Here is a 22,776-nt window from a genome sequence, read left to right as displayed (position 1 = left end):
TCCCCTCTTGCCGACAACCCGCGCCGGTCGATCCCACATAAGGCGATCCGCGCCGCCGGCAAGGCGGGCACGGATCGCCCTTGCTGGAATTGCTGTCGACGGCCTATCAGTCCTTTTTGATACGATAGGCCTTGTGACAGCCGCCGCAATTGGCGCCGAGGTTGTTCAGCGTGGCACCGACGGCGGCGGGATCGGCCGGAAGCTGCGCCAGCGCGGTCTCGGCATCGGCGGAGAGCTTTGCGGCGCGCGCCTTGAAGTCGTCCATGTTTTCCCAGACCTTCGGGCTGACCTCGGGATCGTTCATATCGCTGCCCGGCTTGAACTGATCGGGGAAAACCTTGGCCGTTGCTGCGATCGTCGTCAGCGCCGTCTTTACCGTCTCGGCATCATAGGGCTTCTCGCCCTTGGCGATGGCGGCCATGGCGCCTGCCGAACCGCCGATCTTCTTCATCAGCGCAATGCGCGAATCATGGGTTCCATCGGCGGCGGTCACGGAACCGAAGGCTATTCCTGCCATCGCTGCGGCGGCAGCTACTGCTTTCCAATTCATTTGTTCCTCTCCAATTTTCTGAAGGCCAAGGCGGCCGCTGGCCAATCTGCACCGGGAGCATGACAAAATCCATGGCGCAAGACAGTCACGTTTTGCCGGATCATCATAAAAACAATGTGATAACCAGCGCACAGACCCGTGGCGGGGCGAGCCGGACAGACCGACACCGGCACGAATAGTCTCGCGCCCGGCAACCCTACCCATCGGCAAGCTTCGTTGCCAGGAAGTCGATGAGGACTCGGGCAGCCATCGGCAGGTGCTTACGGGAAACATAGAGGGCGTGGATGCCAAGCGTGGCCGGCTGCCATGCCGGCAGGACGACAATCAACTTGCCGGCCTGAACCTCCTGATCGGCGGCAAAACGCGGCAGCATGGCGATGCCGAGACCGGACAGAGCGGCGCGGCGCAGGGCGACAGCGTCATTGGTCTGGAAGGTTCCTTCCACCGAAATAACGATCTGAGATTCGGAACTCCTCAGCGACCATTCGCTCCCTCCAAGATGGGTGTAAGTGAGGCACCTGTGGCGGTCGAGATCCTCCGGTCCTGTCGGAATTCCGTATTCCTCGAGATAGCGCGGGGAAGCGTAGAGCAGCGACGAGCACTGTCCGAGCCGCTTTGCGATCAAGGATGGATCCAGGCGGTTGGCGATCCTTATCGCCAGATCGATGCGGTCCTGCACGAGATCGATCGCTCGATCGGAAATTTGTAAATCGACCTTAATGCGCGGATAGAGATCGGCAAAATCGGAAAGAAGGGGAATGAGCTGCGCCTCGGCGAGGATGGCGGGCGCCGTCACCCTGAGAAGACCGTGCGGAGTCTCCGCATGGTTTGCGACCTCCGTCACTGCGTCGGCAACACGGGTGATGTCCCGACACATGTCGAGAACGCGTTCGCCCGCCGATGTCAGACTGAGCTGTCGCGTCGTGCGGTGGAGAAGCCGTGTTCCCGACCAGTCTTCCATGGCCGCAATGTAGCGCGAGGCCATCGCGCGGGACATGCCCAGTTCTTCGGCTGCAGCCGAAGCGCTGCCGCGCTCGACAGTCTTCAAGAGCACTTTCGCGGCAATGATCCGATCCATCTATTCGCTCGATTTATGCAACATTCTGTCGACTATAGTGACGTTTATCTTTGATCCGCGCAATATTATATCTCTCTCAACACAGGGAGATCGCAGTGACCACCGATATCGAACTTCAATATTTCTTCGACCCTTTCTGCGGCTGGTGCTACGCAAGCGCCCCGGCGCTGGCTGGTCTTGCCGACAGATTTCCAGATCGCCTCAGGATGCTCCCCTCCGGCCTTTTCGTCGGAGCAAGGCCAATCTCGTCGATATCAGATCATGCCTGGCGCAACGACCAGAGGATTGAGGTTCTCACCGGACAGCGCTTCTCCAAGGCGTACCATCAGAACGTCCTGCTGGCGCCGAACGGCGTTTTCGACTCGGGACCTGCGACGCTTGCGCTCACCGCACTTGGCGAGCACGCCACGCACCTCGAGCCCCGTTTCCTGCATGCCGTCCAGATCGCGCGTTATGTCGACGGACGCGACACGTCCAACGTTCAGGAAGTGGCGACTGTCGCCGTTCAGGTGGCTGCCGAGCATGGCGTCGAACTAAGCGCTGAGATCTTTGCCGAGAAGCTCCGGAACGACCCCGCTCTCAGCGAGCGCACGCTGGAGCGGATGGAAGAGACCCAGCGTCGGATGAATATCCTCGGCATTCGCGGCGTTCCGCAGCTCGTCGCCCGCATCAGCGGCCATGCGCACGTGCTGAGCGGCGAGGCGCTCTATCAAGGTCCGGCTCATCTCTTCGCGGCTCTCGACGAGCTCTGCGCCGTCGCCTGAAACATCAATCCCAACCAGGAGTACCACTATGAAAATTGCTCTCATCGGAGCTTCCGGTCAGGCCGGCTCCCGCATCCTGTCCGAATTGTCGGCCCGCGGCCATAGCGTCACCGCGATTGCCCGAGACCCCGCCAAGGTCGCCTCTCTGCCTGATGTCACCGCCGCCGCCGGCGACATCGAGGCGCCTGACGCTCTGGCAAAACTCTTGGAGGGGCATGACGCCGTCATCAGCTCGGTGCATTTCTCCGCCAGCGATCCGGACAAGCTGCTTGGCGCAGTCAAGGCCTCCGGCGTTCGCCGCTACTATGTGGTGGGCGGAGCGGGCAGCCTCGAAGTCGCTCCGGGTGTTCTCCTCGTGAACACGCCCAAATTTCCGGAAATCTACAAATCCGAAGCGCAGGGCGGCGTCGATTACCTCAACAAGCTCAGGAACGAAAACGACCTGGACTGGACCTTCCTGTCCCCTTCGGCCGCATTCGGCCCCGGCGAGCGGACCGGCACCTTCCGCCTCGGCAAGGACGAACTGCTGACGAACGAACAGGGCAGCAGCATTTCCTTCGAGGACTTCGCCATTGCGCTGGCTGACGAAATCGAAGCTCCGGCCCACGTCAGGCAGCGGTTCACCGTCGGCTACTAATCCGGTCTCCCCAATCCGAATCCCTTGCCGCAGCGTGGTCGACACCGTTCGTGTGTCGGCCGCGGCAGCTCCCCTCTGCCTCGAAGGCGGAATTAGACTGATCCCAAAACCTCGGAAATCGACGATGATCACCAGACGCACCACCCTCAAGACGATCGCCGCAGCCGCGGCCATCATGATCCCGCTCGCCACATCCGTCGTGGCGCAGGAGAAGTCTCCACTGTCATGGACGGCGTTCAGGACGAGCGAAGCGGGCTTCCTGCGCGCCCCAGTCCTCGTGACCGGCAAGACGGAGGCCGCCCTCATCGATTCGAGCTTCAGCTATTCGGACGGCAAGCTCGTCGCCGATGCCATCAAGGCGAGCGGCAAAAACCTCACCACGATCTATATCACCACCAACGATCCCGACTACTATTTCGGTCTCGCACCCGTCCATCAGGCCTTCCCGGATGCCCGCATCCTCGCTGCTCCCGACACCGTCGACCTGATGCGGGAGAAGGCCGAAGGCAAGATCAAGGCTTGGTCGCCTGTTCTGGGCGACAATGGTCCGAAGGCGGTCTCCGATCTCATTTTCCCGGAAGCAAGCGACATTGACACGCTGACGGTCGATGGCGAGAAGCTCGAAATCGTCACCGCGCCGGGTCTGAAGGATCGCGGTCGCTATATCTGGGTTCCATCGCTCAGCGCCGTGTTCGGCGGCGTGCCTGTCTTCGGCGGCATGTATCCCTGGGTCGCCGATCTCCCGACCGTCGACGAACGAAAAGCCTGGGTGGCGGCGCTTGACGCCATCCTCGCCCGCAAGCCCAAGATCGTCGTACCGGGTCACGGCACTCCCAGCTGGCCGATGGATGCTTCCGGCGTCAGCTACACGCGCGATTACCTGATCGCATTCGACGCCGCGGCCGCCAAGGCCCCAGACTCCAAGGCACTGATCACAGCGATGAAAAAACTCTATCCCGACGCTGCCATGCCGATTTCGCTGGAATTGGGGGCGAAAGTCGCCAAGGGCGAGATGACCTGGCAGTGACAACAGCGGGACTCGCGGCTGATCCGAGCCGCGAGTCCCGGCCGTGGCCGCCGTGGAGGCGTCCGTGAGCGAAGTTTGCTTTCCAATATCAGTGACGACGATCAGGCACAGCCGGCTCAGGCGCTTTTCCACCCCTGCCAGAGGCTGAGCGCCGAGACTGCGACCAGGAGCAGCCCGGCGCAGCGGCCGACAAAGGCCGTGGCATCGGGATTGGCGACGAGAAGATCGCGGCTGCGGCCGGCGGTCATCGCCAGCGTGCCGTAGATGGCGAACTGGGTGGCAACAGTCATGGCGCCCATGATCAGGCCCTGCTTCCAGACCGGGCCAAATTCCGGCCTCAGGAACTGAGGATAGACGGCGAACATGAAGATATAGGCCTTGGGATTGATCAGACAGGTGACGGCGCCCTGGCGGAAGGCGCGCCAGCCGGAGTGCGCTGTTGCCGGCCCGACCGCCTCGACGGTGATCGAACTGCGCATCAGCGAAATGCCGATCCAGATCATATAGGCGACGCCGGCAAAGAGCAGCACATTGAAGAGCTGCGGCAGCATGGTGACGAGCACACCGACTCCGGCCGCGCCATAGGCCGAATGCACGGCACCCCCCGCCATGATGCCGCCGGTTGCCGCCAGTCCCCGGCGGATACCGCCGGTCAGCGCATTGGCGAGCACGAAAAGCATGTCCATGCCCGGCACGATGATGATGCCGAAGAGAAGGGTAAAGAAAAGCCAGAGGTTTTCGTGGTAATTCATGTCAGTTACCGCCTTGTCGTTCCGAGGGCCGTTTTCAACGACCCCGATAGATTTCAATCCGATAGGCGGCTCTATACGCAAACCCAACTGACAGTGTATTGTCAGGAGCGTGAGGGATGGGAGAGGCAAAATGCGCAAGGCCTCGCGGCTTTTCGAGATCATTCAGATCCTGCGGCTCGCCAGAAAACCGATGACGGCGGCTGTGATGGCCGAGACGCTCGAGGTGACGGTGCGCTCGATCTATCGCGATATCGCCGCGCTCCAGGCGATGCGCGTGCCGATCGAGGGCGGGCGCGGCATCGGCTATATCATGCGGCCGGGATTCGACCTGCCGCCGCTGATGTTTTCGATCGAGGAGATGGAGGCGATCGTGCTGTCGCTGGCGCTGCTCGAACGCACGGCCGACGAGGAACTGAAGCAGGCCGCCCGCCGCGTCAACCGGAAGATATCAGGCGCCGTGCCGCCGCCGCTGCGACAGGCAATGGACACCAAGGCGCTTTATGCCTGGGGCTCGACCGCGCAGCCGGCCGGTTTCGACCTTGCAATCGTGCGCCGGGCGATCCGCGACGAACGCAAGCTGACGCTCGGCTATCGCGACGAACTCGGCCGCGCGAGCGAGCGGACGATCCAGCCGATCGCGCTGATCTACTATTCGCAGACCGCCAATATCGTCGCCTGGTGCGAGTTGCGCCAGGCGATCCGCAATTTCCGCAGCGACCGGGTGGAGCGCTGCGCGGCCGCCGAGGCATTCTTCAAGGGCGACGGCGACCGGCTGCGGGAGTTGTGGACGAGTGGGTGGGCGGAGAAGGCTGTGGCGGGGTAATATTGGGCGTTTGTGCGAACAGGTCTGGCAACGCTTGAGGCACGAGCAAGAAGTCAGCGCTATGCGGCCCGGGAAGGCGCATTCTTGCCTGGCGCATCCTCGACGCCGCCAAAGGACCGCCGACATCTGCCCCCTCCTCCGTCATCCTCGGGCTTGACCCGAGGATCCACGCCGACCCCTATTAGCAGCGGGCATGGATCCTCGGCTCAAGGCCGAGGATGACGGAGAATGAGGGTGCGTTCCGCCAAACTCACCGTTGGCGGGTTGGGCGCTTCTTCGCGGAGGCACTCCGCATATCTCGGTCAATTTCTGTTATAGAGCCGGTAAAGCCCGAGCATGAGATAAGGGGGAGTTGGCCGACCTTTATCGGCAGTCTCTCCCAGCCTAATAAACCAGCGTCCGACTCTCTTCCCGGCCGAAGCCGCGGACAGCGATGTGGTCTGTATGGACCTCGACGATAGCGAAGGCGTTTTCGTTCTCGGTGTCGACCACGCCCTTAAAATTGACGAAGTGGCATCCGCCAAGCCTGCCGTAATTGCCGACGTGGTCGTGGCCGTTGAGATAGGCGACGACATTGTCGTGCGAGGCGAGCAGCGTGACGATGCGCTCGCTGTCCCACATGCAGTGCTCACTCGGCGGATGCACGGGATAGTGATTCATGACGATCACCTTCTCGCCGGCCGCGGCCGCCCCTGCGATTTGATCGCCAAGCCAGGCGAACTGCGCGTCGCTCAGCGCAGCATTCCACCGATGCGCATTCCTGGCGCCCTTCGCCTCCAGCGCGGCCAGCATTTGCGCGGCAAGGGCGCGGTGCGGATGGCCTTCGGGTGGCGCAAAGATGCTGACCTCGTTGCCGTCGAGCACGATGAAGCGCCAGCCGTGACGGGAAAAGCTGTAATAGGGCGACGGCATGCCGAGACGTGCGGCAACTTCGGACAGATGCCCCGCGGAGACGGAAAAATCGTGATTGCCGAGCAGAAAGAGCGCCTCGTGCCGGAGCCTCTCATAGACCGGCAGGATATCGTCGAAGCTCTGGAAGCTGCGGTCGATGACATCGCCGAGCGTCATGACGAAGCTCAACTCCCAGCCGTTGAAGACCTCGATCGCCTCGGCGACCTTGGCGAGGCTGTTGGCATAGTAGCGGTCCATGGCCGCATGCGGAGGAATGGCCGCATATTGCGGATCGGCAATGATACCGAAGCGGAAGACAGGATGAGCGGACATGGACATGAGGCGTGGTTAGGATCGGCCGGTGACAGGAATGTGACGCCGGGATGTGAAAACAAACACCCGGCGTTCGGGGAACGCCGGGTGCAAATCAAGGAAGCTGAGAGATCGCCGCCGATGGCGGCAGCCTCGCACCGCTTACTTCGTGGCTGCTTCGTAGCGCTCCAGGACGTAATCCCAGTTGATCAGGCTATCGACGAAGGCTTCGAGATACTTCGGACGCGCGTTGCGATAGTCGATGTAATAGGAGTGTTCCCAGACGTCGACGCCGAGGATCGGGGTGGCGCCGTGAACGAGCGGGTTTTCGCCGTTCGGGGTCTTGGAGATTTCGAGCTTGCCGTTCTTGACGGAAACCCAGGCCCAGCCGGAGCCGAACTGGGTGGCGCCGGCATTGGCGAAATCGGCCTTGAACTTGTCGTAGCCGCCGAGATCGGAGGCGAAAGCCGCTTCCAGCTTGCCCGGCAGCTTGTTGCCGCCGCCGCCCTTTTTCATCCACTTCCAGAAATGGATGTGGTTGTAGTGCTGGGCGGCATTGTTGAAGAGGCCGGCATTGGTGCCGAAAGACTTCTTCACGACCTCTTCGAGCGAGAGATCGGCAAGGCCGGCTTCGGCGGCGAGCTTGTTGCCGTTGTCGACATAGGCCTTGTGGTGCTTGTCGTGGTGAAACTCCAGCGTTTCCTTCGACATGAAGGGGGCAAGGGCTTCGTAATCATAGGGAAGTTCAGGCAATTCGAAAGCCATGTCAGATCTCCTCTTGGCAATAGATTGCGTCATCGGCAGGTGAGGCGGAACATAGGAGGGGAACGGGGGAGAGGCAACCGGCGAAATATCAAAAAACGATCCGCCGGAGGAAAATTTGCCTCAGTTGCCGCGCTGGAATCGCATGAGAAAATTCCGCGGGATAGCCGCGCCGAAAACCATTCCGCCGGCCACTGAGATCAACGGAGATTCGAGATGAACAGGAATATAATCCAGCTTCTATCCGCAGCGGCGTTTCTTTGCCCGGCGGCTGCGGCACAGGCCTCTTCCGAGGAGGCCTGGAAACAGCTGGCGGCGGATGTGGACGCCAAATGCAGGCAGGCGGCGGTGGCGATCGAGAAGCCGGCTGCCGCCGTCGATCCCTTCGGCACCTCGCGTTATGGTCTGGCCCTTGTGACCGGAAAACCGAAGGGCGCCAAGGGGCTCGTCGCCCAGATCTGCGTTTACGACAAGCAGACAAAAACCGTCGAAATCGGCAGCGAGATGGACGCGAAGACGCTCGGGCTCGCGCCGGCGAAATAGGCTCGGCGGAACCCAAGACCACCCCTAGGAGTTGAACTTCTGGGTTTTAGAGCGCCGCGCGCCTGTGAGAGGCGCTGAGGCGCTCTATGTTTGCGATAAATGCATGATGCTTTCCGAAAATCGTTTCCGGTTTTCGGGGCGGCGCAGGGGAGATATTGGCATGTCGGAGCTTCGCAACCGGGCGGAAGATCAGCAGAAAATCTATCAGCGCTGGGCACCCGTCTATGATCGGGTCTATCGCGGCATCCTGCGCGACGGCCATCGCAAACTTGCCGCGCTTGCCGCTGCGGCCGGCACGGATATTCTGGAAATCGGCGTCGGCACCGGCCTGACGCTCGGACATTATCCCGGCCGCTGCCGAGTGACCGGCATCGACATTTCGCAACATATGATCGCACGAGCGCGCGCGAAGGTGCAGCGCGAGAAGCTGGAGCATGTGCAGGCGCTCGAGGTGATGGATGCGCATGCGCTGAACTTTGCCGACCAGTCTTTCGACGCGGTCTGCCTGCCCTTCGTCATTACGCTGATTCCCGAGCCGGAGCGGGCGCTCGACGAATGCGCCCGGGTGCTGCGGCCGGGCGGCGAGATCATTCTCGCCAGCAAGCTCGGCGACGGCGCCGGCCTGCAGGGGGCGATCGAGGCGGCGGTGGCGCCGCTGGTGCGTCACATCGGCTGGTCCTCCGCCTTCCGCATCCACCGCATCCTCGCCTGGGCCGAACGTCGCGGCGATTTTTCCACGACCGATATTCTGCCGGTCTTTCCGAACGGGTTTTTCAAGATCGTCCGGCTGAAGCAGCGCGGACTTTCGGCCTGAGGTCAAAAGTTTCTCACGCATCGCGGATTCTGATGCTATCGTTCGTCTGAGGGGACTATATGACATCGGATATCTTCTTCTTCATCGCCGTCGGCTTCTGCGCGCAGATCGTCGACGGCGCGCTCGGCATGGCTTTCGGCGTACTGTCGACCACGAGCCTGCTGGCCTTCGGAGTGCCTGCGGCCAATGCCAGCGCCATGACGCATGTAACGGAAATGTTCACGACGGCGGCATCCGGCATTTCACATGCCTATCATCGCAATGTCGACTGGCGGCTGGTGGCGCGGCTGGCGCCTGCCGGCATGATCGGCGGGGCGATCGGCGCCTATCTGCTGGCCAATATCGACGGCAAGGTGATCGCGCCCTTCGTGTCGGCCTATCTGATCGCGATCGGCCTGTTGATCCTCTACAAGGCGTTCCGGCCGCCATCCAGGCGCGAAGTGCGCGACTGGGCGGTGCCGCCTGTCGGGTTTTGCGGCGGAATGCTCGATGCGATCGGCGGCGGCGGATGGGGACCCGTCGTCACCAGCACGCTGATCGGGCGCGGCCATGATCTGAAGCGGGTGATCGGCTCGACCAACTTCACCGAATTTGCTGTAACGCTGACGATTTCGCTGACCTTCATCCTGACGCTCGGCTGGTCGGAACTCAATTCGGCGATCGGCCTGATCATCGGCGGCGTGATCGCCGCTCCTTTCGGCGCCATCCTCGTCAAGCGGCTGCCGGTGCGGCCGCTGATGGTAGCGGTCTCGATGGTCATCATCACGACGTCGGCGCTACGAATTTTCTAACTACAGATCCCGTCCGAAATAAACCTCGACCGAGGCGATCTTGCCGCCGCGGAAGCGAAGGCTCTCCATGTTGCCGAAGCTTGCGCCATCCAGTTTTTGGGCGCGGTAGCGAACAGCGGCCTCGTTCCCGTCGATTGCCAGGAACTCGATGTCGATACGGCGGAACAACGGCTCCTTCGGCCAGCAGCGCTCGAAATACGCAGCCCGGTCGATATGGTCGTCACGCGGACTGGAGAAGGTGAAATCCTCGGTCAGCATGGCGCCGACAATATCCTTGCGGTCTTCGAGATAGGCGGCGTAGAGATCACGGACGGTCTGCTGCCTCGTGCGCATATCGTTCATGGCATATCCTCCGATTAACCGATTGCATCACGCAATCAGTAGCACATTTACCTCAAATGATCCAGTTTCGGCGCAATTGCGCCCCGTGATCGAAGTCGAGGCAGGGAATGACCGATACGCAATTGGACGCGGTGAGCGTCAAGGCAGGCTCGATCCACTGGAAGCGCAACCTCACCGTCTCGCTGATCGGCTCCTTCACCACCATCGTGGCGATGACGCTGCTGCTGCCTTTCCTGCCGCTCTATGTCGAGGAGCTCGGCGTGGCCGACCATGCGGCGATCGTGCAATGGTCGGGCATCGCCTATGGCGCCACCTTCCTGGCCGCCGCGCTCGTCGCGCCGCTCTGGGGGCGGCTCGGCGACATTTACGGCCGCAAGCTGATGCTGGTGCGCGCCAGCCTCGGCATGACGCTGGCGATCTCGCTGATGGGCATGGCCGGCAATGTCTGGCAGCTGGTGGCGCTGCGCCTCTTCGTCGGGCTCGCCGGGGGCTACTCCTCCGGCTCGATGGTGCTGGTGGCGACGCAGACGCCGAAGGAGCGTTCGGCCTGGGCGCTCGGCGTGCTTTCTTGCGGCATCATGGCCGGCAATCTCGTCGGGCCGCTGATCGGCGGGGTGCTGCCGCCTGTTATCGGCATCCGCGGCACGTTTCTCGCTGCCGGAGCGATGATCTTCCTCGCCTTTCTCGCCACCGCCCTGCTGATCAAGGAGGAGAAGTCGCCGGCCCGCAAACAGGCGGCCAAGGCAAGCGGCGGCTGGAAATCCATTCCCGATAAAGGCCCTGTCGTTGCCATGCTGGCGACCGGCATGCTGTTGATGTTTGCCAATATGTCGATCGAACCGATCATCACCGTCTATGTCGCGCAGATCGTGCCTGATGCCACTGAAGTGACGAAGATCTCGGGTCTCGTCATGTCGGCCGCCGCGCTCGGCAGCATTCTTTCGGCCTCCCGGCTCGGCAGGCTCGCCGACAGGATCGGCCACTGGCCGGTCATATCGGGCGCGCTCGCCGTCGCCGGGCTGCTGCTGATTCCGCAGGCATTCGTCACCAGTTCCTGGCAGCTGATCGTCCTGCGCTTCCTGATGGGAGCCGCCCTCGGCGGGCTCCTGCCCTGTATTACCGCCGTCATCCGCCACAGCGTTCCGGACAGCGCGGCCGGCAGCATTCTCGGCCTGTCCGTGTCCTCGCAATATGTCGGCCAGGTGGCCGGTCCCATCCTCGGCGGCTTTGTCGGCGGCCATGTCGGCATGCGGGCGGTTTTCCTCGGCACCGCGGTGCTGCTTCTCGCCGGCGGCGCCTATGCCTGGATAGTGCGGCCTAAAACAACTGAGACTGGAGCGGGATCAGCTTCGCGCGCTGCCGCAGATCAGTTCGACGCCTGAGCGGGCGATCGCCTCCAGCGTCTCGCGGCTGTCGCCGGCGCGGGCGCGCACGGCGAGCGAATGCATGACGGCGGAGGCGAGCCTCGCCAGCATCTGCGGATCGGCGCTCTCGGGAAGCTCGCCGCGTTCGACGGCAAGGCGCATGCGCTTTTCGATCTCGCCGTCGAAATCGCTGAGGCTGCGGCCGAGCACCTCGCGGACCCGTTCACGCTCGACCGCCTCGGCCGTCGCCGTGCCGATCAGCAGACAACCGCGGGCGGCCGTTGCACCGTGAAGATAGATCGCCAGCGCGCTTTCATAGACCCGGGCGAGATTGTTGCGCAGCGGCAGCGACGGGTCGAGCGCTTGGGCAAGCGCGTCCATGCCGTCTCGGCGATAAGCCTCCAAAGTATCGAGATAGAGATCCTCCTTGTCGCCGAAGGCGCCGTAGAGGCTCGGGCGGTTGAGGTTGGTCGCAGCACTCAGATTATCGAGCGAGGCGGCGGCAAAGCCCCGGTCCCAGAAGACGTCCCGCGCCTTGCCGAGCGCTGCCTTGGCGTCGAAAGCCCTCGGGCGGCCGCGCTTCTTCTCATCCTTCATATTTGTACCGTTTCGCATTAAATTCTTGACGAAGGCTATTTTATGCGAAACAGTACAGATGTTCAATGATATCGAACGGGCGGCCTCGACCGCCTGCATGAGAGAGGAAATTGCCATGAAACTCTATATGAACGCCGCGGCCTGCTCGCTTTCACCCCATATCGTCTGCCGGGAGCTGGGGCTCGATATCGAGCTTGTCGAGGTCAACAGGGAAACCCACCGGACGAGCGACGGCAAGGACTATCTCGCCATCAACGGCAACGGCTATGTGCCGGCGCTGATGCTCGACGATGGCAAGGTGCTGACCGAGGGACCGGCGATCGCACAGTTCCTCGCCGACAGCGTGCCGCAAGGTGCGGCGATGCTGCCCGAGGTCGGCAACCTCAGACGCAACGAGGTGCAATCCTATCTGAATTTCATATCCGCCGAGCTGCACAAGCCGATGGTGCTGCTGTTCGAGCCGGCTTATGCCAGCGTGCATGACCGGGTTCGCGCCCAGGTCTCGAAGCGGCTTTCCTGGCTGAGCGGCCGTCTTGCCGGACCTTATCTGACCGGCGAGGCCTTCACCGTGGCGGACGCCTATCTCTTCGTCTGCCTGAACTGGACGCCCTGGACGCAGATCAATCTCAAGCAATGGCCGGCGCTGCACGGTTTCATGGCCCGTGTGGCGGCCCGCCCGAAGGTGCGCGAAGCGCTACGGGCCGAAGATCTGCAGGCCTTCGACGTCGACGGCGTCTATTTTGCGCCGAATGCCTATCTCGCCTCGTCGGATTGGACGGGCTCGCCGGTGCAGCCCTGAGCGCGCCCCTCAGAGCGCGTTGACGGCCACCGGCAGCGCGCGCTTATGAGCGGTCGCCCGATAGGCGGCAAGGATGCGGCGGCGGGCAATCTCGCCGACCGGCTTGCCTTCGAGAAAATCGTCGATCTCGTCATAACTGACGCCATAGGCCTCCTCGTCGGGGCGCAGCGGCCGCTGGTCTTCCAGATCGGCGGTCGGCACCTTGAAAATGAGCTCGTCGGGCGCGCCGAGCCGCTTTGCCAAGAGGCGGACGCGTCGTTTATTGAGGCCGGCGAGCGGCAGGATGTCGGCAGCACCGTCGCCGAATTTGGTGAAGAAACCCATGACCGCCTCGGCGGCATGATCGGTACCGATGACGAGGCCGCCGAGCGCGCCCGCCAAAGCGAACTGGGCGATCATGCGCTGGCGGGCCTTGATGTTGCCGAGAATGAAATCCTGCCGGCCGGCATCGGCAAAGGCAAGGCCGCCATCTTGAGCGGCGGCCAGCATCGCATCCGCCGCCGCCTTGATGTTGACCACCATCGAGCGGTCAGGGTCGATCGTTGCAAGCGCCTTCACCGCATCGGCCTCATCCGCCTGGACGCCATAGGGAAGGCGTACAGCGATGAATTCGGCCGCATAGCCGCCGTCACGCAGCTCGCGCACCGCTTTCTGAGCCAGCAAAGCCGCCGTCAGCGAATCGACGCCGCCGCTGATGCCGAGGACGTAGCCGCGCATGCCGGACGCCACGAGATAATCCTTGAGGAAATTGGTTCGCCGCGCGATCTCGCGCTCAGGGTCGATATCGGCGGCGACACCCAGTTCGCGGATGATTTCGCCTTGTTCGTCGAACAGCACGGTCATAAGCTCTCCTCCCCGCTTACGGAATTCCGGCGCCACTATGGCGAAAAGATGGGCGAAGACGAAGCCGTTTCGGGCAGACCTGCTATGCGTTCCGTGCAAGTGTGTATTTGGTGGGTGCAGCACCCCCCTCTGCCCTGCCGGGCATCTCCCCCACAAGGGGGGAGATCGGCAGGAAGCCATGCCTCGCCCTTAATTTGCGATTCATGTGACGGGCAGTTGTTTGGGGAAACCGTCGCGCCCATCCGATCTCCCCCCTTGTGGGGGAGATGCCCGGCAGGGCAGAGGGGGGTGTCCCACACCTACCTCACGATCGTAAACAGCTCCACCGGATCGGCAAACCCCTTCAGCGTATGCGCCCCGACCGACAGCACATCCCCTGCCCGGGCGTCCTGGCGAAACGGCGCCGACATCAGCAAGGCCTCTCCCAGTTCGCCGCAGGCGGTCTGGATGCGGCTGACCAGGTTGACGTCGCGGCCGATCAGGGTGAAGTCGAGGCGGCGGCCGGAACCGATATTGCCGTAGCTGACCTCGCCGTAATGCAGGGCGATGCCGGCCTTCACGCCAATGCCGTCGTACTGGAAACGGTCGATCTCATCGAGGATGGCGCGGGCCGATGCCAGGGCCGCGCCGCAGGCATGGGCCGCAGCGTAGCCCGGAAAGAAGGCAAGCACGGCGTCGCCCATGAATTTCAGCACTTCGCCGCCTTCCCGGGTAATGGCTGGGACAACCCGATCGAAATAGGCGTTGAGAAGCCCGAGCACGGTGCCGCCGGGGAGTTTATTCGACAGCTCGGTAAAGCCGCGCAGATCGCAGAGCAGCAGGGCGGCCTCCATCGATTCGATTTCGCCCTGGCGAATGCGGCCGGCCAAGATCCGGCTTGCGGTCAGCGGGCCAACATAGGTGTCGAGCAGGCTGAGCTCGACCTGGCGAAGAATGCGCAGCTCGCTGGTGTTGCGCAGCGCCGGCAGAATGCGCTCGATCACCTGACGTTCGGAGGCTGTGAAGCCGGCCGGCCGCCTCGTGCCGAAGACGGCGGCGCCGACCGGCCCATCAATATTGCAGAGCGGCGCGATGACAAGCTGCATCAGACCGCGATCGGCGAAAACGTCGATATGCTGCCAGCGGCCGTGCACGCTTTCGCCGGGGCCAACCACCAGCGGCTCCCGGGTTTCCATGACCTTGCGCAGCGGCGTGTTTGAAATCGCGACCCGTGCGCCATGTTCGCGGTCGTGGATCTCGACCGGCTCGCCCGGCGCCCAGGCAATGGTGCGGCCGACGAGCTCGGGATGCAGCGTCATCAGATGCAGGGTCAGCCGGTCGACCGGCAGGCCGAGCGCCTGAAGCCTGCGGCCGAGGCCGGAAACGAGGCCTGCTTCGTCGAGCGCGTGGCATTCATCGCCGGAGAGCCATTCGATGATGGCAAGCAGCGCGCCGGTGCCGACGGCATCGGTCTGCCGTTCGGCGGCTGGAGCATAGATTGCGGTTGTCATGGCTTCTTCTCCTTGACCAGGTGGCGCTAATGGGCGCCGCCGCCCGAGAGTTGACCGGCTTTCTTCAGTAGCAGGATCGCAAGCAAGGCGAAGACGAGCGCAACGCCGAGCAGGAAGAAAGCGTCGCTGAAGGCCATGATATTGGCCTGCTTGCGTATCTTGAGCGCGATGGCGACCACGGCCTTATGGCTGGCGAGCGCCTGGTCGCTGACGCCATGGCTCATGAAATGGGCGGTCAGCCGAGCGATACGATCGCGGGTGGCCTCCTCGAAAACCGAGACCGAGTGGGTGAGGATGTTCGAATGGTACTGCTCGCGCTTCGACAGGAAGGTCTGCAGCAAGGCGATGCCGACCGCGCCGCCGAGATTGCGCATCATATTGAAGAGCGCGGATGCCGAGCCGGCATTCTCCTGCTCGATGCCTGCGGTGGCGATCGCCGAGAGCGGCGTGAAGACCAGCGCCTGGCCGATGGCGCGGACGATGTTCGGCCAGAAGAGCTGGTCGCTGGCATAATCGCCGGTCATGTGCACGTTCATGAAATTCGAGGCGGCAAAGAGGGCGAAGCCGATGATAATCAGCAGCCGCACATCGAAACGCTTCATCAGGCGCGGCACCAGGGGGATCAGCAGCAGCTGCGGAATGCCGGTCCAGGCGAGAACCATGCCGATCTGCTCGGAATTATAGCCCTGGATGCGGGTGAGATAGATCGGCAGCACAAAGACCGAACCGTAAAGCGCGATGCCGAGCAGGAAATTGGCGACGATGCCGAAGCCGAAATTACGGCGCAGCAGCAGACGGAGGTTCAAGAGCGGATGAGCCGCTCTCAGCTCGATGACGATGAACAGGGTCAGCGAGACGACTGATATAACCGACAGGCGCAGGATGAAATCGGAGCCGAACCAGTCTTCCTTGTTGCCCTCTTCCAGCACGGTCTGCAAGGCGGCCAGGCCGATCGCCATGGTGACGATACCCGGCCAGTCACCCTTGGCGAGCAGTTTCAGGTTCATCGGCGTCCGATCGAGCGAGGCCCAGAGCAGGCCGACCATCAGCGCGCCGGGGACCAGATTGACGTAGAAGATATATTCCCAGCCCCAGCTCTCGGTGAGGTACCCGCCGATCGTCGGACCGATCGCTGGTGCGAAGGTGGCCGACAAGGCAAAGAGGGCAAGGCCGACCGGCTGCTTGGCCTTGGGCAGCAGCGTGATGATGATGGTGAAGGCCATCGGGATCAGCACGCCACCGGCAAAACCCTGAATGGCGCGCAGGATGATCATCTGCTGCAGATTGGCCGCGAAGGCGCAGGCCACCGAGAAGATCAGGAAGAGGATGGCGTTGGCCAACAGATAGTTGCGCAGCGAAAAGACTCGCGCCAGCCAGCCGCTGAGCGGAATGACGACGATTTCGGCGATTAGATAGGAGGTCGAGATCCAGCCGCCGTCATCGGTGCCGGCGCCGATGGCGCCCTGGATATCGGCAAGCGAGGCATTGACGATCTGGATGTTGAGGACCGCCATGAAGGCGCCGAGTGTCGAGCCGACCACGGCCGACCACATGCGAAGCGGGCTCGTGACGGCAGGCGTCGCGGGCGCTGCCGCGGCGGGGCGCGTAAGCGAATTGCCGATTGCGGCGATCTGAAGCGTGGCCATGCCCTATCTCCTTCCGCTGTTGCGGAAACTTTCTGACGATGGGTTCTGCGATATTTCGGGAGGAAATGAATCACCCAGCGTGGCTGGATAATTCCTCCTCGGCTTCTCCAGAGGCCTGGGAAGCCTCGCTCTGGGCAGCCTTGGTATCGACTTCGGGCTCGACCGACATGCCCGAGCGCAGCAGCCCGCCCAGAGCCTCGTCGTCGATGACGATCTTGACGGGGATACGCTGGACGATCTTGGTGAAGTTGCCGGTGGCATTGTCCGGCGGCAGCAGCGAGAATTCCAGACCGCTTGCCGGCGAAACGCTGTCGACATGACCCTTGACCGACATATCGGGAAAACTGTCGACCTTGATCTCGACCGACTGGCCGGGACGGACATAAGTCAGCTGCGTTTCCTTGAAATTGGCGACGACATAGACCGCATGCAGCGGCACGACCGCCATCAGCTGGGTGCCCGAGGTGACATATTGGCCGACGCGGATCGAGCGGGCGCCGACCGTGCCGTCGACGGCGGCGACGATATCCGTGTAGGACAGGTTGAGTTCGGCCTGGCGAGCGGCGGCCGCCGCCCGGTCGCGCTGGGCCACCGCCTGTTCCCGCTCAGTCCGGAGCACCGGCACCTTGTTCTCTGCCGCGACGAGCGCTGCCCGATCGCGTTCGACGGCGGCAGCCGCCTGGTCGCGAGCCGACTGGGTCTGTTCGGCGCGCGACTGGGTGCCGGCGCCGTTGGTGATCAGGCGGGCGGAGCGAGCGGCATCGGAGACGGCAAAGTCCAGCGAGGCCTGCGAAGCGGCGATCGTGGCCTTGGCCTGCGCGATGACCGACTGTTGCAACGCGATCTGGGCATCGATGTTGGTGATGGCGGCCTCGGCTGCCTTGACGTCGGCTCTCGCCTGCGAGAGCGCCGCCTGGAAGTCGCGGTCGTCGATGCGGGCGAGAACCTGGCCTGATTTGACCACGTCGTTGTCGTTGACGAGAACCTGCTTGATATAGCCGGCAACCTTCGGGGCGACGGTGGTGTAATCGGCCTTCACATAGGCGTCGTCGGTGGATTCGATGAAACGGCCGACCGTCCAGTAGCGATAGCCGAAATCGCTAGCAAATGCGGCGCCGGCAAACAGTGCCGCGGCGATGACCGCACGCTTGAGCATCCGGCGGCCGGTCTTTTCAGGCGCTTGCGCGACCGGGGTTCCGGTCATGGGTGTTGCGGGTGCCTCGGCGGCGGGGGCCCTGGCGGCCTCCTCGGCCAAGATGCGCTCGGCCTCTCCAGCACTTTCGAAAACCTGCTTGCGGGGTAGCTCGACCATCGTCCTTTTCCTTCGTCTGTCGCCCTGCTTAGGCGAGGCCTGTTCAATGCGAAGGAAAATGCGCCCTGCCATTCACTTTGATAATCTGCTTAAATCGGGAAGGATCATCAACTCTCAGCGGATAATCCGAGGGCAATATGGATCGGCTGACAAGCCTTGCAGTTTTTGGCCGCGTCGTGGAATGCGGCGGTTTTTCCGCTGCCGCGCGGCGGCTGAACATGTCCGTCACCATGGTCGGCAATCATGTGCAATCGCTGGAGGACAGGCTCGGCGTGCGGCTGCTTAACCGCACGACGCGCAAGGTCAGCCTCACGGAAACCGGCAAATATTATTATGAGCGGTCGTCGCAGATTCTCGCCGAACTCGATGAAGCGGACCGGACGGCGAGCGCGCTGAGCACGACGCCGCGCGGCACGCTGAAGGTCTATACCAGCGGCTCGATCGTGCGTTTCCTGCTGCCCGTTTTCACCGAATATATGGAGCTCTATCCGTCGATCTCGGTCGATTTCAGCGTCGGCGAGCGGATGGTCGACATGATTGAGGATGGCTATGACCTAGTCATCCGCACCCTGCCGCCGGATTCGTCGCTCATCGCGCGCAAGCTGACGCCGTGGCGCCATATGCTGGTCTGCTCACCTGCCTATGTCGACAGCCATCCGCTCCCGCTGAAGCCGGCCGAAATCGCCGATCACAATTGCCTGCAATACGCCTATTACCCTTATGGCGATGAGTGGCGCTTCGAGGATGGCGACGGCCGGCAGGAGAGTGTCAAGATCAGCGGCAATGTTGTCTCGAACAATGCCGAGATGCTGCGCTTCCTGACGTTGAACGGACGAGGCCTCTTCCTGGCGCCGAGCTTCGTGGTGTTCGACGACATTGCCGAAGGGCGACTGATAAAGATCATGCCGGATTATCGGCCGGTGGAATTCACCATCAACGCCGTCTACCCCAACCGCAGCCATCTGCCGACGAAGGTGCGGCTGTTTATCGATCTCTTGGCGGAGAGATTTGCGGAACATCGGAAGTGGATGATCTGAGGGGGTGGGATGGCACCCCCCTCTGCCCTGCCGGGCATCTCCCCCACAAGGAGGGAGATTGGCTGGGCGCGATGGCTTCCCCAAACAACTGGCCGTCACATGAATCGTGAACTTAGGGCGAGGTATCGCTTCTTGCCGATCTCCCCCCTTGTGGGGGAGATGCCCGGCAGGGCAGAGGGGGGTATCCCCGATCTCAATTCTGCCGGCGGAACCGCCCCGGCCCTGCGCTTGCGCTCCGGGCGTTCGCCACTGCAATCGATTCACTGGATCGATTGCTCCCGCTGCGCGGGATCGTGGCTCACTCCTCGCTCTCGGTTCTGCCGTGGGCCCAGTTCATGTAGAGCTCCAGCGCCTTGCGGGTGACCGGGCCTTCCTGGAGGTTGCGGTCGTCGAGGCGGGTGACGCCGACGACTTTGGAGTAGTTGCCGGTGGTGAAGATTTCGTCGGCGGTGAGGAAATCCTCGACGGAGAGGGTTGCTTCGACGACGTCGAAACCGGCCTTGCGAAGCAGGCCGATGACGCGGGCGCGGGTGATGCCGGCGAGGAAGGTGCGGTTGGCAGCCGGCGTCATCACCACGCCGTCGCGCACCAGGAAGACGTTCGACGAGGCGGTTTCGACGACGTTGCCGTTGAGGTCGCGCACCAGCGCATTGTCGAAACCGCGGCTGCGGGCCTCGGCGATCATGCGGCCGCTATTGGGATAGAGCGAGCCGGTCTTCGCCTCGGTCATTGCCGTTTCCGGCGACGGACGGCGATAGGGCGAGACGGTGAGGCTGGTGCCGGCATGACCGCCCATCGGCGCCTCGAACAGGCAGAGCGCGAAACGGGTCGATTCCGCATCGACGGAGACGATGCTACCGGCCGAACCATGTTCGCCCCAATACATCGGCTTGATGTAGATCGCCGTCGCGCCGTCGAATCTGCCAACGCCTTCCCAGGCAAGCGCGGCGATCTCCTCGGCCGATTTTACCGGCTTCAGCCCCATGGCGAGCGCCGAGCGGTTGACGCGCTGGCAATGCAGATCGAGATCCGGGGCGATGCCGTCGAACCAGCGGGCGCCGTCGAAGACCGTCGAGCCGAGCCACATGGCATGCGAGGTCGGCCCGATCAGCGGCGGATTGCCGGGAAGCCATTCCCCGTCGACGTGAGTCCAGGTGGTGGAACGCGGTGATGTATCGACGGCCATTGCTGCTCTCCCTTCATCCGGGAAAGCAAAAACCCCGGCGGCAAGCCGGGTCAAGGACAAATCCCGGCCGGAAATACGGAAGCAAGAAAATGCCGGGGGACAGCGTCCGGCCGCAATATTCGTGCGCGACACCTGCGGCGTGAGCGATGGGTGCATCAGCAAAAATGATCGAATCTTTGTTGGAACGGCGGGCTGGCGCATGCGATCATGAGGAGAAATCGCCGGACAGCGGCAAGGGAGAACGCCGATGAAAGCCATGTATTATGAAGCCTTCGAGCAGGCGCCCGAAATCCGCACCCTGCCCGATCCGACGCCGACAGAGGATGGCGTCGTCATCTCCGTCGGTGCCAGCGGCCTTTGCCGCAGCGACTGGCACGGCTGGATGGGGCACGATCCCGATATCCGGCTGCCGCATGTGCCGGGACACGAGCTTGCCGGGCGGGTCGTCGCCACCGGGCGCGGCGTGATGCGCTTCAAGGTCGGCGACCGGGTGACGGTGCCCTTCGTTTCCGGCTGCGGCCATTGCAGCGAATGCCACTCCGGCAACCAGCAGGTCTGCCCGAACCAGTTTCAGCCGGGCTTCACCCATTGGGGCTCCTTCGCCGAATATGTGGCGATCGATTATGCCGACACCAATCTGGTGCACCTGCCCGATACGATCGACGATGCGACGGCGGCAAGCCTCGGCTGCCGCTTCGCCACTTCGTTTCGCGCCGTCGCCGACCATGCGCGCACCGGACCCGGTGAATGGATCGCCGTGCATGGCTGCGGCGGGGTCGGCCTGTCGGCGATCATGATCGCCACTGCGCTGGGCGCCAATGCGATCGGCATCGACATATCGGAGGAGAAACTTGCCTTCGCCAGAGAGTGCGGCGCGGTGGCGACGGTCAATGCCGCAAGCGTTGCCGACGTCGCCGAGGCGGTGCGCGAGATCACCAAAGGCGGCGCGCATGTCTCGATCGACGCGCTCGGCCATCCCGCCACCTGCTTCAACTCGATCAAGAATCTGCGCCGGCGCGGCCGGCATGTGCAGGTGGGGCTGATGCTCGGCGAATATGCCACGCCGCAAATCCCGATGGCGCAGGTGATCAGCAACGAACTCGAAATCTACGGCAGCCACGGCATGCAGGCCTGGCGCTACGACGCCATGCTGTCGATGCTGGGCGCCGGCAAGATCGCGCCGCAGAAGCTGATCGGACGGCGGATCAGCCTGGAGGAAGCCGTGCCGGCGCTGATGGCGCTCGACAAGGCGGAGGGGACGGGGATCAGCGTGATCACGCGGTTTTCGTGAGCGAACGGGGCCCCTGCCTGCCGGTGGCGGCCGGAAGCGCCGCCTTGGTCTATGCGCCGCTTCTGTGTCGGCCGCATTACAGGAACCGGGTCATTTCCACGCAGCCGGCGAGGCGTTGCCGGGCCTTGCGGAAGCGGCGGGGCACACCGATATCAGCCGCGACGCCCTCATAAGGCGCATGTTGTCGCGTGATCCGGCGATCTGCCCCCACAACGGGGCGGTTGTCAAAGGCCGCGCAAAGGTCTAACGGCTGCGCCCGCTGGAAAAAGCCTGTAAGAAGAAGAAAGAGACATGATGTCCAACTCATTTGTGACAAAGCCTGCGGGCGAAGAGGCGAAGCGCTTTTTCGTCCTCGGCGACCGCATCGAACGACAGGTCCGTATCCGCGGAACCTGGCTCAATATTTTCGACGTCACCGTACCACCCGGCAGCCGGACGCCGAAACATGCGCATGCAAGCCCGGAAGTATTCCGCATTCTCGAGGGTCGTTTGACGATCTGGCGGCTGACCGACAGCGGCCCCGAAGAGATCGAGGCAGGTGCTGGCGACATCGTCACGATCGCGCCCTTTATGGTGCATGGCTACGCCAACCGGGGAACCGTTCCGGCGGTGTTTTCGGCGATCGTCGATCGCGACATGGCCGAATTCATCGAAGCGGAAGGCACGAGCGAGCCGCTGAAAGCCCCCTCGCCCGAGACCATCGCCCGGATGACGGCCGCCGCCAATGCTTATGGGATCACCATTCTGGCGGCCTGACGGTTCGAGCGCGTGATGCCGGTACGTTCGAGCGTCTTCGGCATCACGCAGACATGTGAATTGCCCCGAAATTTCCAGCCGGAAACCATGTTCGCCGCCGTTTTCGAAACTGTCACATCAAGACGCTATAGGGAATTCGCCCAGCGCCTCTTGCGCCGGACCCGTTTCACCGCCAAAATTGCGCCATGCCTGATAGCGACCCATCCAGTACAAGCCCCGTCCGATCAAACCGGAAAGCCGCGGCAGAAGATGCCGACGCTGACTGTAGACGGTGTGGCGATGTCCGCCTCGCACCCAGCCGGGCTCGCACAGAAAGCTTTGCCGATGGGTGATGCGCAGATATAGCGTCTCTGCGAAAGCCCTGCCGCC

At 62.9% G+C, this 22,776-nt stretch carries 25 protein-coding genes; 13 read left to right on the top strand and 12 right to left on the bottom strand.

The annotated features are described in order from the left end of the window. Positions 1–106 precede the first annotated feature (106 nt). The gene (locus AMK02_RS06240) at positions 107–550 is read right to left on the bottom strand and encodes a c-type cytochrome (protein ID WP_037137579.1); all 444 of its coding nucleotides are present in this window, start codon (positions 548–550) and stop codon (positions 107–109) included. A 196-nt stretch (positions 551–746) separates the two neighbouring features. Beyond that, positions 747–1,628: a LysR family transcriptional regulator gene (locus AMK02_RS06235; protein WP_064801241.1), complete on the bottom strand. Its 882-nt coding sequence runs from the start codon at positions 1,626–1,628 to the stop codon at positions 747–749. Between the two features lie 95 nt (positions 1,629–1,723). Between AMK02_RS06235 and AMK02_RS06230 the strand changes: the two genes are divergently transcribed. The 3 genes from AMK02_RS06230 (at position 1,724) to AMK02_RS06220 (ending at position 4,056) form a co-directional block, all read left to right on the top strand. Further along, on the top strand, positions 1,724–2,392 hold the full coding sequence (locus tag AMK02_RS06230) for a DsbA family protein (protein WP_064801239.1): 669 nt from the start codon (positions 1,724–1,726) through the stop codon (positions 2,390–2,392). Between the two features lie 28 nt (positions 2,393–2,420). Beyond that, positions 2,421–3,029: an NAD(P)-dependent oxidoreductase gene (locus tag AMK02_RS06225; protein WP_064801238.1), complete on the top strand. Its 609-nt coding sequence runs from the start codon at positions 2,421–2,423 to the stop codon at positions 3,027–3,029. Positions 3,030–3,153: 124 nt separating this feature from the next. Continuing rightward, complete coding sequence (locus AMK02_RS06220; protein WP_064801236.1) at positions 3,154–4,056, top strand: MBL fold metallo-hydrolase; 903 nt, start codon at positions 3,154–3,156, stop codon at positions 4,054–4,056. 116 nt (positions 4,057–4,172) lie between these two features. Here AMK02_RS06220 and AMK02_RS06215 read toward each other — a convergent pair whose 3' ends face one another. Continuing rightward, the gene (locus AMK02_RS06215) at positions 4,173–4,808 is read right to left on the bottom strand and encodes a LysE family translocator (RefSeq protein WP_004680390.1); all 636 of its coding nucleotides are present in this window, start codon (positions 4,806–4,808) and stop codon (positions 4,173–4,175) included. A gap of 130 nt (positions 4,809–4,938) precedes the next feature. Here AMK02_RS06215 and AMK02_RS06210 point away from each other — a divergent pair, with 130 nt between their 5' ends. Continuing rightward, positions 4,939–5,631 (top strand): helix-turn-helix transcriptional regulator, encoded by a 693-nt coding sequence (locus tag AMK02_RS06210; protein ID WP_064801234.1) that lies wholly within the window; start codon positions 4,939–4,941, stop codon positions 5,629–5,631. Positions 5,632–6,015: 384 nt separating this feature from the next. On the opposite strand, the gene AMK02_RS06205 is transcribed toward AMK02_RS06210, so the two are convergent. After that, positions 6,016–6,861 (bottom strand): metallophosphoesterase, encoded by an 846-nt coding sequence (locus AMK02_RS06205; protein WP_064801231.1) that lies wholly within the window; start codon positions 6,859–6,861, stop codon positions 6,016–6,018. A 135-nt stretch (positions 6,862–6,996) separates the two neighbouring features. Further along, the gene (locus tag AMK02_RS06200) at positions 6,997–7,599 is read right to left on the bottom strand and encodes a superoxide dismutase (RefSeq protein WP_064801230.1); all 603 of its coding nucleotides are present in this window, start codon (positions 7,597–7,599) and stop codon (positions 6,997–6,999) included. 213 nt (positions 7,600–7,812) lie between these two features. Between AMK02_RS06200 and AMK02_RS06195 the strand changes: the two genes are divergently transcribed. The 3 genes from AMK02_RS06195 (at position 7,813) to AMK02_RS06185 (ending at position 9,744) form a co-directional block, all read left to right on the top strand. Next, positions 7,813–8,139 carry a hypothetical protein gene (locus tag AMK02_RS06195; protein WP_064801228.1) on the top strand — a complete coding sequence of 109 codons (327 nt, stop codon included), beginning with the start codon at positions 7,813–7,815 and terminating at the stop codon, positions 8,137–8,139. 160 nt (positions 8,140–8,299) lie between these two features. Further along, positions 8,300–8,953: a class I SAM-dependent methyltransferase gene (locus tag AMK02_RS06190; protein WP_064801226.1), complete on the top strand. Its 654-nt coding sequence runs from the start codon at positions 8,300–8,302 to the stop codon at positions 8,951–8,953. 59 nt (positions 8,954–9,012) lie between these two features. Continuing rightward, entirely contained in the window at positions 9,013–9,744 is a 732-nt protein-coding gene (locus AMK02_RS06185) for a sulfite exporter TauE/SafE family protein (protein ID WP_064801224.1), read from the top strand. Here AMK02_RS06185 and AMK02_RS06180 read toward each other — a convergent pair whose 3' ends face one another. After that, positions 9,745–10,086, bottom strand: coding sequence for a nuclear transport factor 2 family protein (locus AMK02_RS06180; protein WP_064801223.1), 342 nt, complete (start codon positions 10,084–10,086; stop codon positions 9,745–9,747). Between the two features lie 107 nt (positions 10,087–10,193). Here AMK02_RS06180 and AMK02_RS06175 point away from each other — a divergent pair, with 107 nt between their 5' ends. After that, positions 10,194–11,468 (top strand): multidrug efflux MFS transporter, encoded by a 1,275-nt coding sequence (locus tag AMK02_RS06175; protein ID WP_064801221.1) that lies wholly within the window; start codon positions 10,194–10,196, stop codon positions 11,466–11,468. Here AMK02_RS06175 and AMK02_RS06170 read toward each other — a convergent pair. Next, positions 11,430–12,047, bottom strand: coding sequence for a TetR/AcrR family transcriptional regulator (locus tag AMK02_RS06170; RefSeq protein WP_064801219.1), 618 nt, complete (start codon positions 12,045–12,047; stop codon positions 11,430–11,432). The two genes, AMK02_RS06175 and AMK02_RS06170, sit on opposite strands and share 39 nt — an antisense overlap. A 115-nt stretch (positions 12,048–12,162) precedes the next feature. Between AMK02_RS06170 and gstA the strand changes: the two genes are divergently transcribed. Continuing rightward, a complete protein-coding gene (gene gstA / locus AMK02_RS06165) occupies positions 12,163–12,846 on the top strand; it encodes a glutathione transferase GstA (protein WP_064806024.1) in 684 nt (227 codons plus the stop codon). 9 nt (positions 12,847–12,855) lie between these two features. Here gstA and nadE read toward each other — a convergent pair whose 3' ends face one another. The 4 genes from nadE to AMK02_RS06145 all read right to left on the bottom strand — a co-directional run bounded on the left by nadE (position 12,856) and on the right by AMK02_RS06145 (position 18,137). Next, on the bottom strand, positions 12,856–13,689 hold the full coding sequence (nadE, locus tag AMK02_RS06160; RefSeq protein WP_064801217.1) for an ammonia-dependent NAD(+) synthetase: 834 nt from the start codon (positions 13,687–13,689) through the stop codon (positions 12,856–12,858). Positions 13,690–13,988: 299 nt separating this feature from the next. Continuing rightward, the gene (locus AMK02_RS06155; RefSeq protein ID WP_064801215.1) at positions 13,989–15,179 is read right to left on the bottom strand and encodes an adenylate/guanylate cyclase domain-containing protein; all 1,191 of its coding nucleotides are present in this window, start codon (positions 15,177–15,179) and stop codon (positions 13,989–13,991) included. A 26-nt stretch (positions 15,180–15,205) separates the two neighbouring features. Further along, positions 15,206–16,825 (bottom strand): MDR family MFS transporter, encoded by a 1,620-nt coding sequence (locus tag AMK02_RS06150; protein ID WP_064801213.1) that lies wholly within the window; start codon positions 16,823–16,825, stop codon positions 15,206–15,208. Positions 16,826–16,895: 70 nt separating this feature from the next. Beyond that, complete coding sequence (locus AMK02_RS06145; RefSeq protein WP_064801211.1) at positions 16,896–18,137, bottom strand: HlyD family secretion protein; 1,242 nt, start codon at positions 18,135–18,137, stop codon at positions 16,896–16,898. 137 nt (positions 18,138–18,274) lie between these two features. Here AMK02_RS06145 and AMK02_RS06140 point away from each other — a divergent pair, with 137 nt between their 5' ends. After that, positions 18,275–19,174, top strand: coding sequence for a LysR family transcriptional regulator (locus tag AMK02_RS06140; protein ID WP_064801209.1), 900 nt, complete (start codon positions 18,275–18,277; stop codon positions 19,172–19,174). Positions 19,175–19,472: 298 nt separating this feature from the next. Here the strand turns inward: AMK02_RS06140 and AMK02_RS06135 are convergent, their stop codons facing one another. Then, complete coding sequence (locus tag AMK02_RS06135; protein ID WP_064801207.1) at positions 19,473–20,360, bottom strand: branched-chain amino acid aminotransferase; 888 nt, start codon at positions 20,358–20,360, stop codon at positions 19,473–19,475. A gap of 247 nt (positions 20,361–20,607) precedes the next feature. Between AMK02_RS06135 and AMK02_RS06130 the strand changes: the two genes are divergently transcribed. The 3 genes from AMK02_RS06130 (at position 20,608) to AMK02_RS06115 (ending at position 22,752) form a co-directional block, all read left to right on the top strand. Continuing rightward, positions 20,608–21,651 carry a zinc-dependent alcohol dehydrogenase family protein gene (locus tag AMK02_RS06130; RefSeq protein ID WP_064801205.1) on the top strand — a complete coding sequence of 348 codons (1,044 nt, stop codon included), beginning with the start codon at positions 20,608–20,610 and terminating at the stop codon, positions 21,649–21,651. Between the two features lie 291 nt (positions 21,652–21,942). Continuing rightward, positions 21,943–22,407 (top strand): cupin domain-containing protein, encoded by a 465-nt coding sequence (locus tag AMK02_RS06120; protein WP_064801202.1) that lies wholly within the window; start codon positions 21,943–21,945, stop codon positions 22,405–22,407. A 15-nt stretch (positions 22,408–22,422) separates the two neighbouring features. Further along, the gene (locus tag AMK02_RS06115; protein ID WP_123876184.1) at positions 22,423–22,752 is read left to right on the top strand and encodes a hypothetical protein; all 330 of its coding nucleotides are present in this window, start codon (positions 22,423–22,425) and stop codon (positions 22,750–22,752) included. The last annotated feature ends 24 nt before the right edge of the window (positions 22,753–22,776 follow it).

The organism is Rhizobium sp. N731 (genome assembly GCF_001664145.1).
Lineage (GTDB): Bacteria > Pseudomonadota > Alphaproteobacteria > Rhizobiales > Rhizobiaceae > Rhizobium > Rhizobium esperanzae.
Note: the sequence above shows the minus strand (reverse complement) of the source record. Positions and strands in the feature narration are given on the sequence as shown.